General features: G+C 64.8%; 9 protein-coding genes. 7 read left to right on the forward strand and 2 right to left on the reverse strand.

Features of this window, described 5'->3' with window-relative positions; genetic code table 11:
• The first annotated feature begins 10 nt into the window (after positions 1–10).
• On the forward strand, positions 11–2,020 hold the full coding sequence (locus ACVMB0_RS25670) for an acetyl/propionyl/methylcrotonyl-CoA carboxylase subunit alpha (protein WP_461348093.1): 2,010 nt from the start codon (positions 11–13) through the stop codon (positions 2,018–2,020).
• Entirely contained in the window at positions 2,017–2,952 is a 936-nt protein-coding gene (locus tag ACVMB0_RS25675; protein WP_461348094.1) for a hydroxymethylglutaryl-CoA lyase, read from the forward strand. The genes ACVMB0_RS25670 and ACVMB0_RS25675 overlap by 4 nt, the downstream gene beginning before the upstream one ends.
• A 216-nt stretch (positions 2,953–3,168) precedes the next feature.
• Here ACVMB0_RS25675 and ACVMB0_RS25680 read toward each other — a convergent pair whose 3' ends face one another.
• Positions 3,169–3,351: a hypothetical protein gene (locus ACVMB0_RS25680; RefSeq protein ID WP_456754946.1), complete on the reverse strand. Its 183-nt coding sequence runs from the start codon at positions 3,349–3,351 to the stop codon at positions 3,169–3,171.
• A gap of 318 nt (positions 3,352–3,669) precedes the next feature.
• Here ACVMB0_RS25680 and ACVMB0_RS25685 point away from each other — a divergent pair, with 318 nt between their 5' ends.
• The 3 genes from ACVMB0_RS25685 to ACVMB0_RS25695 all read left to right on the forward strand — a co-directional run bounded on the left by ACVMB0_RS25685 (position 3,670) and on the right by ACVMB0_RS25695 (position 8,826).
• Entirely contained in the window at positions 3,670–5,256 is a 1,587-nt protein-coding gene (locus tag ACVMB0_RS25685) for a sensor domain-containing diguanylate cyclase (RefSeq protein ID WP_461348095.1), read from the forward strand.
• Between the two features lie 1,025 nt (positions 5,257–6,281).
• Positions 6,282–8,012, forward strand: coding sequence for a dihydroxy-acid dehydratase (ilvD, locus tag ACVMB0_RS25690; protein WP_461348096.1), 1,731 nt, complete (start codon positions 6,282–6,284; stop codon positions 8,010–8,012).
• Positions 7,999–8,826 carry a tetratricopeptide repeat protein gene (locus tag ACVMB0_RS25695; RefSeq protein WP_461348097.1) on the forward strand — a complete coding sequence of 276 codons (828 nt, stop codon included), beginning with the start codon at positions 7,999–8,001 and terminating at the stop codon, positions 8,824–8,826. Before ilvD ends, ACVMB0_RS25695 begins: the two co-directional genes overlap by 14 nt.
• Before the next feature lie 55 nt (positions 8,827–8,881).
• On the opposite strand, the gene xth is transcribed toward ACVMB0_RS25695, so the two are convergent.
• On the reverse strand, positions 8,882–9,673 hold the full coding sequence (gene xth, locus ACVMB0_RS25700) for an exodeoxyribonuclease III (protein WP_461348098.1): 792 nt from the start codon (positions 9,671–9,673) through the stop codon (positions 8,882–8,884).
• 162 nt (positions 9,674–9,835) lie between these two features.
• Between xth and ACVMB0_RS25705 the strand changes: the two genes are divergently transcribed.
• Both ACVMB0_RS25705 and ACVMB0_RS25710 read left to right on the forward strand, forming a co-directional pair.
• On the forward strand, positions 9,836–10,969 hold the full coding sequence (locus tag ACVMB0_RS25705) for an efflux RND transporter periplasmic adaptor subunit (protein WP_461348099.1): 1,134 nt from the start codon (positions 9,836–9,838) through the stop codon (positions 10,967–10,969).
• A gap of 3 nt (positions 10,970–10,972) precedes the next feature.
• Positions 10,973–14,101 (forward strand): efflux RND transporter permease subunit, encoded by a 3,129-nt coding sequence (locus ACVMB0_RS25710; RefSeq protein WP_461348100.1) that lies wholly within the window; start codon positions 10,973–10,975, stop codon positions 14,099–14,101.
• Positions 14,102–14,132: the final 31 nt, after the last annotated feature.

Consider the following 14,132-nt stretch of genomic DNA (forward strand, 5'->3'; position numbering starts at 1 on the left):
GGATCTCATGATGGACCGCTCAAGACTTTATCGGCCTTTCCGCACGCTTCTGATCGCCAATCGGGGCGAGATCGCCTGCCGCGTCATCCGCTCGGCGCGCGCCATGGGGCTGCGCACCGTCGCGGTCTATTCCGAGGCCGACCGGGACGCGATGCATGTCGCGCTCGCCGACGAGGCCGTGCTGCTCGGCCCTGCACGGGCGCGTGACAGCTATCTCAATATCGAACGCGTCGTCGCCGCTGCGAAGCAGAGCGGCGCCGAGGCGGTGCATCCCGGCTACGGCTTCCTGTCCGAGAATGCCGAATTCGCGCAGGCCTGCCTTGAGGCCGGTCTGGTGTTCGTCGGCCCGACCGCCGCCATGATGACCGCGATGGGCTCGAAGTCCGGCTCGAAGGCGCTGATGGAGAAGGCCGGCGTGCCGCTGGTGCCGGGCTATCACGGCGAGGCCCAGGACGAGGCGACACTGGCGGATGCCGCCAACCGGATCGGCTTCCCGGTGCTGGTCAAGGCGTCGGCCGGCGGCGGCGGCCGCGGCATGCGCGTGGTCAATTCGGCGGCGGAACTTTCGGCCGCGATCACCAGCGCCAAGCGGGAGGCCAAGGCGGCGTTCGGCGACGACCGCATGCTGATCGAGAAGTACGTGCAGAACCCGCGCCATATCGAGGTGCAGATCATCGGCGACAGCCATGGCCATCTGCTCTCGCTGTGGGAACGCGAATGCACGCTGCAACGGCGGCACCAGAAGGTGATCGAGGAGGCACCGTCGCCGACGCTGAACGCCGCGCAACGCGACTCCGTCTGCGAGGCCGCCCGCAAGGCGGCCGGTGCGGTCAGCTATGTCGGCGCCGGCACCATCGAGTTCGTCTCCGACGGCAAGGACGTGTTCTTCATCGAGATGAACACCCGTTTGCAGGTCGAGCATCCCGTCACCGAGCTCGTCACCGGCGTCGATCTCGTCGAATGGCAGCTCCGCGTCGCGTTCGGCGAGGCGCTGCCGCTGAAGCAAAGCGAGATCAAGCTGAATGGGCACGCCATCGAGGCGCGCGTCTACGCCGAGAATCCGCAGAAGAACTTCATGCCATCGGTCGGCCGCATCAAGACCTGGCGGACGCCGCAGGACGGCGACGGCCTGCGCATCGATGCCGGCTATCGCAGCGGCGACAACGTCTCTCCGTATTACGATGCGATGCTCGCCAAGGTGATCGCCTGGGCGCCGACGCGCGAGGGCGCGATCGAGAAGCTCAATCGCGGGCTTGAGGAGACTGATGTCCGCGGCATCGTCACCAACATCCCATTCCTGTCGGCGCTGTTGACGCATCCCGACACCAGGGCCAATGCGATCGATACCGGCTTCATCGAGCGCGAGCTGAAGAACCTCACGGCCGGCACGGGCGCGGCCGGCGAGTTCGAGCTCTGTGCAGCTGTGGCTGCGATCATCAACAACGAGCGGAAGGCAGCGATGGGCGAGGCCAACTCGCCCTGGCAGACGTTCGGCTGGATGCCGGTCGGCCGCCGCCAGCGGGTGTTTTCGTTTCGGCAGGGTCATGAGCCAGCGCAGACCATCACGTTGCACTATGGCAACGGACCGTCGGCGCTCTCGGTCGGCGGGCACGAGCTTGGCTTTGAAATCTCGTCAGCCGGCGATGACGGCTTTGACTTGACGCTCAATGGCCACAAGTCGCGCGTCGCCTCGGTCGTCGAGGGCCACGAACTCTATCTGCGCACCCGCAACGGCCGCTTCGATCTGCACTGGGTCGATCCGTTCGGCGGCGAGAGCGAGGAGCAGGTCGGCGAGGACAAGATCGTCGCGCCTCTGCCGGGCACCGTGGTCGCGTTGCTGGCCGAGGAGGGCGCGACCCTGGAGAAGGGCGCACCGATCCTGACGCTGGAAGTGATGAAGATGGAGCAGACCCTGCGCGCGCCCTATGCGGGCGTCTTGAAGAAGCTCAAATGCAAGGTCGGCGACATCGTCGGCGAGGGCGTCGAGCTTGCCGAAGTCGAGCCGGCGGCCGCGTCATGAGCGATCAGATCCACATCGTCGAGATGGGGCCGCGCGACGGCCTGCAAAACGAGAAGACGCCGGTCAGCGTCGAGGCGCGTGTCGCCTTCGTCGAGGCGCTGGTGGCGGCCGGGCTCAAAACCGTCGAGGTCGGCGCCTTCGTATCGCCGAAGGCGATCCCGCAGATGGCAAGCTCCGATGCGGTGCTGCGCGGTGTCGGTCACGTCAAGGGCGCCGAATTCCACGTGCTGGTGCCGAACGAGAAGGGCTATGACGCCGCGCACGCGGCCGGCGCCCGGGTGGTCTCGGTGTTCGCGGCGGCCTCCGAGGGCTTTTCGTGCGCCAACATCAATTGCTCGATCGCGGAATCGATCGAGCGCTTCAAGCCGGTGCTGGCGCGCGCCAAGGCCGATGGCGTCAAGGTGCGCGGCTATGTCTCCTGCGTGCTCGGCTGTCCGTTCGATGGCGAGATCAAGCCGAAGGCGGTCGCCGACCTCGCGGTGCGGCTGTGGGATCTCGGCTGCTACGAGATCTCGCTCGGCGACACGATCGGCGTCGGTACGCCGCTCAAGGCCAAGGAGATGCTGCGTGCGGTCGGCTCCGAGCTGCCGGTCGGCAATCTCGCGATGCACTTCCACGACACCTACGGCCAGGCGCTCGCCAATCTCTACGCCGGCATGGAGGAGGGCGTGCGCGTCATCGATGCCGCCGCCGGCGGCCTCGGCGGCTGCCCTTACGCTCCCGGCGCCACCGGCAACGTCGCGACCGAGGACGTCGTCTACATGCTGGAAGGCATGGGCGTGACAACCGGGATCGACATGGACAGGCTGCTGGCCACGACGAACGAGGTCGCCGGCCTGCTCGGCCGCCCGCCGGTCAGCCGCGTCGCCTCCGCGCTCAACGCAAAGCGCAAGCGGCTGGGCGGATCGCAAGTTGCAGGATCGGTGGGGTGATTTGTCCGTCATAGCGGACGCCACTGGGAGCTATGCGCTGCGAGGCGCAGATTCAAGGCGCGCAAGTCGTACCCTGGATTGCGCAGTCCGGGCTCCCGAAGCTCGCTTCTCAACCCATATAGGAAGCGTGCGACAGCGCCTTGCGCTATCGCCGCCCTCTTCGAGGGCGTTTCCTCCCTAGACTTGGGCCGCTTGTTATTCGAGCGGCCCTTTTTCTTACGCGGCCGGACCGTCGATGGTCGCGATCACGATCTTCATATCGGTCGCGAGCTCCCGATAGTGCCCGCCCAGCCGCTGGTAGAGTTCGCGGTTGCCCCCATCCAGCGTCCTGCTCGCGATCAGCTCGCATTCGTTGGCGAGGATCTCAAATCGTTCCAGCTTTGCTTGAAGAGCAGACATGGCGGGCGTGTCCCTGACTGTTACTGAGGGAGTTGCGACGCTACTCCTCCGACGGCGTCTAGTGCAAAATAATTATACGATAGAACTAAATTTGTCCCGACAGCGACCCTGACCAATTGATGGTGGATGCAACGGCGGTGATAGGACAGCGGGACGGAACTCATGTTGCAGCGCACACGCCCTGGTTCCCGATCAAATCCCGCCAAAACCGTTCATGGCTTGGTGACTCAAACGTGTTGAAGTGAGCGGGCTCGCAAGTGTTCCAGGTGGTCATCTCCCATGTCCGGACAGGTGTCAGCTTCCCGCGGCCGAACGTTCTTGGCCGGAAAAATCGTCTTCAATTTCGGTCGGTCAGCCTTTGACTGCACGGTCCGGCAGCTCACGGATGCGGGCGCGACCGTAGAACTCGAAAGCGTCGTCGGCATTCCCGACCATGTCCAATTGTTGATCGTCGGCACCCATCAGGTGAAGCCGTGCAAGCGGCTGTGGCAATCGGACCGCCAGCTCGGCCTGGCTTTCGACGAGCCGCGCACCAACGCCGCTGCGCCCGCGACTGCCGCGGCCACCGCCCCTGCGCCGGCTGCCATTCCGGAGCGGCGCAGCGGCGATATCCTGCGCGGGCACATGCTGGCGCTGCGCGCTGCGCTCGACCAGATCCCGGTCGGCATTCTGCTGCTGGATTCCGAGCTGAAGGCCCTGTTCATCAACCGCGCGTTCCGGACCATGTGGGTGCTTCCGGACGCGGTTGCCGAGCGCTCCCCCACCTTCACCGATCTGATGCAGCACGGCTGCAAGACCATGGCCTATGAGCTGCCGGCTGAGCAGCTCCAGGCCTACCTTGCCGAGCGCGTCCGCCTCGTCAGCATCGGGGACCCGAACCCGATCGATCTCCGGCGCAGCAATGGTGACGTGGTGCGGTGCCAGTGCACGCCGCTGCCCGACGGCGGCCGCATGGTGAGCTACCCGCCGGTGACCGACATCGTGCGCGCATCGGACAAGTTGAAGGTGCTGACCGGCGCGCTCGAGAATGTGGAGGACGGTGTCGTCCTGCTCGACCGCGATCTCAACGCGATCTTCCTCAACCGGCGCATGCGCGAATTCTGGGAAGTCAGCGAGGAGGAGGTGGCGCGGCATCCGCCCTACATCACGCTGCTGACGCGCAATCGCCGGGCCGTCCCAACCGGCGCGACGGCGGAGCAGGTCAAGGCCTTTCCGGCGAAGCGGATCGCCGAGATCAAGGCGGGCGATCACAAGCGCGACGTTCAGACGCCTGACGGCCGCAACATCAGGATTCATTGCTCGACCATGGCAAATGGCGGCCGCATGCTGACCTTTGTCGACATCACCGATCTGGTCAATAACGCACGCCAGCTCGAGGTGCTTGCGACCACTGATCCGCTCACCGGACTGTTCAACCGCAGGCACTTCCTGACCACGCTGGATGCGGAGTGGAGCCGGTTTCAGCGCTACTACCGTTCGGTCTCGGTGCTGATGGTCGATATCGATCACTTCAAGAGCATCAACGACCGGTTCGGTCATGCGGCCGGCGACGAGGCGATCAAGGCCGTCGCCGAGATCTGCGTTCGCGGCAAGCGCAAGTCGGACATGGTGGGCCGTGTCGGCGGCGAGGAGTTCGCGGTGCTGCTGCCGGAAACGACCTTGTCGCGCGCGCGAACCGTCGCCGAGCGCATTCGCAAGCGGGCGGAAGGATTGACGCTAAGCGCGGACGATCGTCCGGTGCGGCTAACAGTGAGCATCGGCATTGCCGAGGCCACCACCAGCATGCCGGGGGTCGATGCGCTGATGAAGGCCGCCGATGCCGCGCTCTACCAGGCCAAGGATCGCGGCCGCAATCGGATCGAGTGCTGGGGACCACCGCTACCGCCGAAACTGGCGGCGGAGTAGGCCCTGCTCCTTCTCTCGTCATTTCCCGATGCGTAATTGCGCATCTGAGGGCGACGCGAAGCGTCGAGCCCGGAATCCATTCGGCCGCATGTTCCGCGGATGACTGGATTCCGGGCTCAGCCCGGAGCCTGTCATCGGGCGCGCATTCGCGCGACCCGTTGGGGCTGCCCCGGAATGACGACGGGTGAAGGGCGTTGCCCCTAGCGCTGATTTGCCCGACGGCGCAAGCCCCCGCAGCAAAAATATTTCTCTTTATCCGAAGTGCAACTCAATGCTATAAATCCGAAGTCTCGCCCGACACGAGGGGCGCTTCGCGGTCGTCACGAACGCGGGTCGAGATGCGGTGGACGCTGCGCGTGGCCTGACGAGAGCACGCAAGGCGGACGGCGAAATCGTGCAGGCCTGACGCCCTAGCGGTAGGTGTCTCTTCCGATTGCGCAAATGCGCGTTGTGAAGACGGTGACAACAAAGCCAAGTCTCGCCGGGGAGAGCACGTATAAGCCGTAACCCATCGCGCAGGGAAAGCCGGATTGCTCCGGTTACACCTGTGGTCCTACCCCCGAGCTTTCTACCCCATTGCTCGGGGCCCATGGGTGCGATCGGCACCCGGCTTTCCCTGCGCCCTCACCAACGGAGAGGGCGAAACGACAAGCAAGACTCGGACAATCCATGTCGCGAGAACGCGAAGCTGTATCCCAATCCTCGTCGTCCTCCTGGCTTTGCCAGACGACGGTTGGCGAGATCGCGCACCCGACTCTATTACCGCTATTTTCGGTCAAGTTCCCATAAGGACTAGTAATACATGGTTGCTCAGCAGCCACGATTGTTGCGTCAGCGCAACATGACTTGAACATTTAACCCTAAAAGCAGCCGGTCCGCCGTCGCGCCGCTTTTTGGCCACACCCTGACATGAAAGGATATTCACCTAGCTGAATAGCCAGCGCTCCGACGACGGGACATTTTTTCGGGTTCCGGCGTTGATGGGAGGAAAGAGCGCGGCAAATAAGCGTCGGAACAGGGTCGCGATGGACGCCAAGGTGGACGGCAAGATCAAGGGCAGGCTGCCGAGCCGTCATGTGACGGAGGGTCCCGAGCGCGCGCCGCATCGTTCCTATCTCTATGCGATGGGGTTGACGACAGCCCAGATTCATCAACCGTTTGTCGGCGTTGCTTCATGTTGGAATGAAGCCGCGCCCTGCAACATTTCGCTGATGCGCCAGGCGCAGGCGGTGAAGAAGGGGGTGGCCTCCGCCGGCGGCACGCCGCGCGAGTTCTGCACCATCACCGTGACCGACGGCATCGCGATGGGCCATGACGGCATGCGCTCGTCGCTGCCGTCGCGCGAATGCATCGCCGATTCGGTCGAACTGACCGTCCGCGGCCATTCCTACGACGCGCTGGTCGGGCTCGCCGGCTGCGACAAGTCGCTGCCGGGCATGATGATGGCGATGGTGCGGCTCAACGTGCCTTCGATCTTCATCTATGGCGGCTCGATCCTGCCGGGCAATTTCCGCGGCCAGCCGGTCACCGTGCAGGACATGTTCGAGGCGGTCGGCAAGCACTCGGTCGGCGCCATGTCGGACGAGGACCTCGACGAGATCGAGCGGGTGGCGTGCCCGTCGGCCGGCGCCTGCGGTGCCCAGTTCACCGCCAACACCATGGCGACCGTTTCCGAGGCGATCGGCCTCGCGCTGCCGTATTCGGCCGGGGCTCCGGCGCCCTACGAGATCCGCGACTCCTTCTGCGCCGCCGCCGGCGAGAAGGTGATGGAGCTGATCGCGAAAAACATCCGGCCCCGTGACATCGTCACCCGGGAAGCCCTTGAAAATGCTGCGGCCGTGGTTGCAGCCTCAGGTGGTTCGACCAATGCTGCGCTGCACCTGCCGGCGATTGCCCATGAGTGCGGCATTAAATTCAATTTGTTCGACGTTGCCGAAATCTTCAAAAAGACTCCTTACGTCGCGGATTTGAAGCCGGGCGGCCGTTATGTTGCCAAAGACATGTTTGAAGTAGGTGGCATTCCGCTGCTGATGAAGACGCTGCTCGACAATGGCCACCTGCACGGGAATTGCCTCACCGTCACTGGCCGAACGATCGCCGAAAACCTCAAAAGCGTGAAATGGAATCCGCACCAGGATGTGGTGCGGCCCGCCAGCAATCCGATCACCGTCACAGGTGGCGTTGTCGGGCTGAAGGGTAATCTCGCTCCGGAGGGTGCGATCGTGAAGGTCGCGGGAATGTCCAACCTGAAGTTCACCGGTCCGGCCCGGTGCTTCGACCGCGAGGAAGACGCCTTCGAGGCGGTGCAGAAGCGCACCTACCGGGAAGGCGACGTGATTGTGATCCGCTACGAGGGACCGAAGGGCGGTCCTGGGATGCGGGAGATGCTGGCGACCACGGCGGCGCTGACCGGGCAGGGGATGGGCGGCAAGATTGCCCTGATCACCGATGGCCGGTTCTCCGGCGCCACCCGCGGCTTCTGCATCGGACATATTGGACCTGAAGCGGCCGTCGGTGGGCCGATCGGGTTGTTGCAAGACGGCGACATCATCGAGATCGATGCGGTCGCCGGCACCCTTAACGTAAATTTGAGCGACGCCGAACTCGCAAGTCGTAAGACCAAATGGGCCCCTCGCGCGACGAACCATACATCTGGTGCGCTGTGGAAGTACGCCGAGCAAGTGGGGCCGGCGGTGGATGGCGCAGTCACCCATCCGGGTGGCGCGTACGAGAAACAGTGTTATGCGGACGTTTAAGCGTGCGATATTTGCGTTTGCGTTAGGGGCCATCCCGGTGGCGGGCCCAGGATTCGGATTCGACGGCGCCCCGGTCAACCCGAAGGACACCGCGCTTCCTGTGGTTTCGCCTCAACCCGGTACGGCGGCCGCCCTGAAGCGGGCTGCGGTGCCGGCGGCTTCGGTCGATACGCTGTCGAACTCCACCGTCATGTCGCTGGCCGAGAGCGGCCATCCGATCGCGCAGTGGAAGGTCGGCAAGATGTACGCCGATGGCGACGGGGTTGCACAGGACGATCTGCGCGCCTTCGAATATTTCAGCCGGATCGCCAATGCGCATGCCGAGGATTCGCCGTCGGCGCCGCAGGCCTCGGTCGTTGCCAACGCCTTCGTCGCGCTCGGCCGCTACTATCTGAGCGGCATTCCCAATTCCAAGGTGAAGGCCGACACCGAGCGGGCGCGGGAGATGTTCTCCTATGCCGCCTCCTATTTCGGCAATGCCGACGCCCAGTACGACCTGGCCCGGCTGTATCTGAAGACGCCGGACGCCTCGCGGGACGATTTCCGCTATGGCGCGCGCTGGCTCGGTCTGGCCGCCCAGAAGGGCCAGCATCAGGCGCAGGCGCTGCTTGGCCAGATGCTGTTCAACGGCGACCGGCTGCCGCCGCAGCGGGCGCGTGGCCTGATGTGGCTGACCCTGGCGCGCGACAGCGCCACGCCGGACGAGGCCTGGATCAAGGAAAGCTACAATCGGGCGATCGCCAAGGCCTCCGAGGACGACCGCGCGATGGCACTGCAGATGCTCGAGCACTGGGTGCAGGGCCGCCGCGACTAGAGGCCGGCGCGACTGATATCGCGGGCGGCGCGCAAGTCGCTTGGTTCGCAAGGGCTCAGGCGGTCTCGAAATCGAGATCGGCCCACACCGGGACATGGTCGGACGGCTTCTCCCAGGCGCGGACATAGCTGTCGATGCCGACGTCGGTGAGCCGGTCGCTGGCCTGGGGCGACATCAGGAGATGGTCGATGCGCAGGCCCCAGTTTTTCTGCCAGGCGCCCGCCTGGTAGTCCCAGAAGGTGTACTGGCCGGGCTCGTCGTTGACTGCCCGCAGCGCATCGGTGAGGCCGAGGCCGAGCAGCGACTGGAAGGCCTCGCGGGTCTGAGGGCGGAACAGGGCGTCGTCCGCCCAGGCGGCCGGATTGTAGACATCGCGGGCCGCCGGAATGACGTTGAAGTCGCCGGCCAAGATCAGCGGCTCCTCGGCCTTAAGCCGTTCCCGCGTGTACTCAAGAAGCCGCGACATCCATTTGAGCTTGTAGGGATATTTGTCGGTATTGGCCGGGTTGCCATTGGGCAAATAAAGACATGCGACCCGCACCACGCCCTGCTTCAGCGTGACGACGCCTTCGAGGAAGCGGGCATGGGCGTCCTCGTCGTCGCCGGCGAGGCCGGACTTGGTCTCGTCGAACGGCAGTTTCGAGAGCAGCGCGACGCCGTTGAAGGTCTTCTGGCCGTGGGTGACGACATTATACCCAAGCGCCTCGACCTCCAGCCGCGGAAACGCGTCGTCGACGCATTTGATCTCCTGCAGGCAGACGATGTCGGGGGAACACTCCTTGAGCCAGGCGACCAGAAGTTCGATCCGTTGCCGGACCGAATTGACGTTCCACGTAGCGATGCGCATGCCAATGACCGGATTGAAGCTGCAGGATTTCACTTATGTGGCATACCATGGGCAGTCCGCCTGTGCTAACCCTCTCCAGAAACAAGGCGTAACAATTGCCGACGGGGGAGTGACGACGCGTCCCGGCCTTCAAGGGTGGCCGGCGGCGCACGTGCAAGACATATGAAAAAACGCAATTTGATCCTGACTATCGCTGTTCTCGGCATTGCCGCCGGGACGGCTTACCTGACCCGCGCTTCATGGATGGGTGGCGGTGCTGCCACTGCGCAGGGGACCCCGCGGCCGCGCGTTGTGTCGGTCGATCTCGCCAAGGCCGAACGCAAATCGGTGCCGGTCGATGTCGATGCGATCGGACAGGTCACGCCGATCTCCAGCGTGGCGCTGAAGTCGCGGCTGGAGACCACCATCGTCTCGGTGCATTTCGAGGACGGCGCCAGAGTCAATGAAGGCGACCTGCTGTTCATGCTCGACGCGCGGCAGATCGACGCCCAGATCGAGCAGGCCGAGGGTGTGCTGGCCCGCGACCAGGCCCAGCTCGAGGGCGCCCAGCGCGACCTCCGCCGCTACACCGAACTGGTCGGCAAGGGCGCCACCACCCAGGTCAATCTCGACAACGCCAAGACCCAGTCCGATGTCCTGATCGGCACCATCAAGGCCGACCAGTTCGCACTGGAAAACCTCCGCGTCCAGAAAAGTTACACCGTGATCCGCGCCCCGTTCGCGGGGCGGATCAGCGCCGCCAACGTCAAGGTCGGGAACTTCGTCCGCCCCGCCGACACCCAGCCGCTCGCCGTCATCAACCAGATGGCGCCGGTCTACGTCACCTTTGCGATCCCGCAGCGGGCGCTGGTCGACCTGCGCGACGCGATGGGGAAGGCCGATCCGAAGGTGATCGCAACCATTCCCGGCCATCAGCGCTCAGAAAGCGGCAAGGTGGCGATGGTCGAGAACGCCGTCGATGCGACCACCGGCATGGTCACCGTGCGCGGCATCATGAGCAACACAAGCGAGACGCTGTGGCCCGGCACCATCGTGCAAACCAAGCTGATCATCCGCAGCGAGGATGCCGTCGTGGTGCCGACGGTCGCGGTCCAGCGCAGCCAGAACGGTAATTTCGTGTTCATCGTGAAGGACGGCATCGCCAAGGTCCAGCCGGTCAAGGTCGACCGCACCTTCCAGGGCTCGTCGGTCATTTCTGACGGACTGACGGGTGATGAAAGCATCGTCGTCGACGGCCAGTTGCTGCTGTCGGAGGGATCGCGGGTCGAGCCACGGGCACGCAAGGCCGGAGCCTGACCGATGACGCTGTCCGAGCTCTGCATCCGCCGCCCGGTCATGACGACGCTGATCACGGCGTCGATCATCGCCTTCGGCGTGTTCGGGTTCCGTCTGCTGCCGGTCTCGGCGCTGCCCAAGGTGGATTTCCCGACCATTGCGGTCACCGCGACCTTGCCGGGTGCCAGCGCCGACACCATGGCGGCCTCGGTTGCCGGCATCATCGAGCGTCAGCTCTCGACCATCGCCGGCATCTCGTCGATGAACTCGAACTCGTCGCAGGGCACCAGCGTCATCACCATTCAGTTCGACCTCAACCGCAACATCGACGCCGCCGCGCTCGACGTGCAGACGGCACTAACGATCGCGCAGCGCCGGCTGCCGATCGAGATGACGATCCCGCCGAGCTTCCGTAAGGTGAACCCGGCGGATTTCCCGGTGCTGTTCGTCTCGCTGGGCTCGGCGACGCTGCCGCTCTCGGCGGTCAATGAATACGGTGACATCACGATCGGGCAGGCGCTGTCGCAGCTGCCGGGCGTCGCGCAGGTGCTGATCTACGGCGCGCAGAAATTCGCGATCCGGGTGCAGGCCGATCCGGAGGCTGCTGCCGCCCGCGGCGTCTCGATGGAGGATATCCGCGCCGCGGTGTCGCGCGCCAACTCCTCGACCCCGGTCGGCACGCTGAACGGCCCCAAGCAGGACGTCGCGCTGCAAGCCTCCGGCCAGATGGACAAGGCGGCCGACTACCGCCAGATCTACGTTGCCTGGCGCAACGGCTCGCCGGTCCGGCTCGACGAGATTGCCAAGGTCTATGACAGCGTCGAGAACGACAAGATCGCGACCTGGATGAACGACGAGCGGGCGATCGTGCTCGCGATCCAGAAGCAGCCCGACGCCAATACCGTGGCCGTGGTCGATGCCGTGCTCGCCAAACTGCCGTCGCTGCGCGCCGCGATCCCGCCCTCGGTGACCATGCAGGTGATGATGGACCGCTCGGTCTCGATCCGGCAGGCGGTCAGCGACGTCGAGGAAACCCTGCTGATCGCGATCGCGCTGGTGATCCTGGTGATCTTCCTGTTCCTGCGCTCGGCGTCCGCGACCTTCATTCCGGCGCTGGCGGTGCCGATCTCGCTGTTCGGCACCTGCGCGGTCATGTACGCGCTGGACTACTCGATCAACAACATGACGCTGCTGGCGCTGACGCTCTCGGTCGGCTTCGTGGTCGACGACGCCATCGTCATGCTGGAGAACATCGTCCGCCACATCGAGCACGGCATGAAGCCGTTCGAGGCGGCGCTGAAGGGCGCCCGCGAGATCGGCTTCACCATCATCTCGATCACCTTCTCGCTGATCGCCGTGTTCATTCCGGTGCTCTTGATGGGCGGCATCGTCGGCCGCGTGTTCCGCGAATTCGCGGTCACGATCTCGGTCGCGATCATCGTCTCGGGCTTCGTATCGCTGACCCTGACGCCGATGCTCTGCGCCCGCGTGCTGCACGCCCATGACGCGACCAAGCGGCCGAACATCGTGTTGCGCGGGTTCGAGGCGATATTCGAGACCTGGCTGCGCGCCTATGAATGGGCGCTGGACTGGGTGCTGGCCAAGAAGGCGCTGATGCTGGTGGTGACGCTGGCGACGCTCGGCGGCACCATCTATCTCTATTTGATCGCGCCGAAGGGCTTCTTTCCGCAGGAGGACACCGGATTCCTGATCGGCGTGACGGAGGCCGCGACCGACACCTCGTTCGAGGCGATGAAGGTGCGCCAGCAGGCGCTGGTCGAGGTGATGCGGACCGATCCGGCGGTCGATTACGTTAATTCCACCGTCGGCTCCGGCGGTCCCAATCCGACCACCAATTACGGCCGGCTGTTCATCGCGCTGAAGCCGCAGAAGGCCCGCGACAACGCCACCGTCGTGATCGGGCGGCTGCGCCAGAAGGCGCGCGAGATCCCGGGCATGCAGGCGTTCTTCCAGAGCGTCCAGAACCTCAATATCGGCGGCCGCATCTCGAAGAGCCAGTATCAATATGTGATGCAGAGCGGCGATACCGAGTCGCTGTACCGGCTGGCGCCGGAGATGCGCGACAAGATCGAGAAGATTCCGGGCCTGCTGGACGTCACCACCGATCTCTACATCAAGAACCCGCAGATGACGGTCGACATCGACCGCGAGAAGGCGGCGGTCTACGGCGTGACCGTCGATCAGGTCCGCAACCAGCTCTACAACGCTTACGGCGCCCGGCAGGTCGGCACCATCTACATGCCGTCGAACGACTACCAGATCATCCTGGAGGTGCAGCCGCAGTTTCGCGTCGACCCGTCTGATCTGTCGAAGCTCTACATGAAGACCGCGAACGGCCAGACCATTCCGCTCGATGCGGTGGCGCGGCTGGTGCCGTCGGTCGGACCGCTGCAGATCAACCACCAGGGCCAGCAGCCGGCGGTGACGATCTCGTTCAATCTCGCGCCCGGCATCTCCCTCGGCTACGCGGTCGACAAGATCACCGAGCTCGAGCAGACCGCGAATTTGCCGCCGACGATCGCGACGGGGTTCTCCGGTACCGCGCAGGTGTTCCAGGATTCGCTGCGCGGGCAGGGCGTGCTGATCCTCGCCGCGGTGTTCGCGGCCTTCGTGATCCTCGGCATCCTCTACGAGAGCTTCATCCACCCGATCACGATCATCTCGGGCCTGCCGTCGGCCGGCATCGGCGCGATCCTGACGCTGATGCTGTTCGGCATGGAGTTGTCGGTGATCGCGATGATCGGCATCGTGATGCTGGTCGGCATCGTCAAGAAGAACGCGATCATGATGGTCGACTTCGCGCTGGAGCGCCGCCGCGTCGGGCTGAGCGCCGAGCACGCGATCCGGGAGGCGGCGCTGCTGCGCTTCCGCCCGATCATGATGACGACGTTCGCGGCGATCTTCGGCACGCTGCCGATTGCGCTCGGCGCGGGTGCCGGCGCCGAACTGCGTCAGCCGCTCGGCGTCGCCGTGGTCGGCGGCCTCTGCGTGTCGCAATTGCTGACGCTGTTCATCACGCCCGTGATCTACATCTATCTCGACCGCATCGACCGCAGGCTGCGGCGCAAGCTCGATCCGCGGGCGGAGGCGGGCGGAGACGTCGAGCGGCCGCAGGTGGTCGCCGCGGAATAGCGCGGCGTATCTCGCGAACCAATCACGGGTT

It is taken from the genome of Bradyrhizobium sp. USDA 4451 (assembly GCF_054822585.1).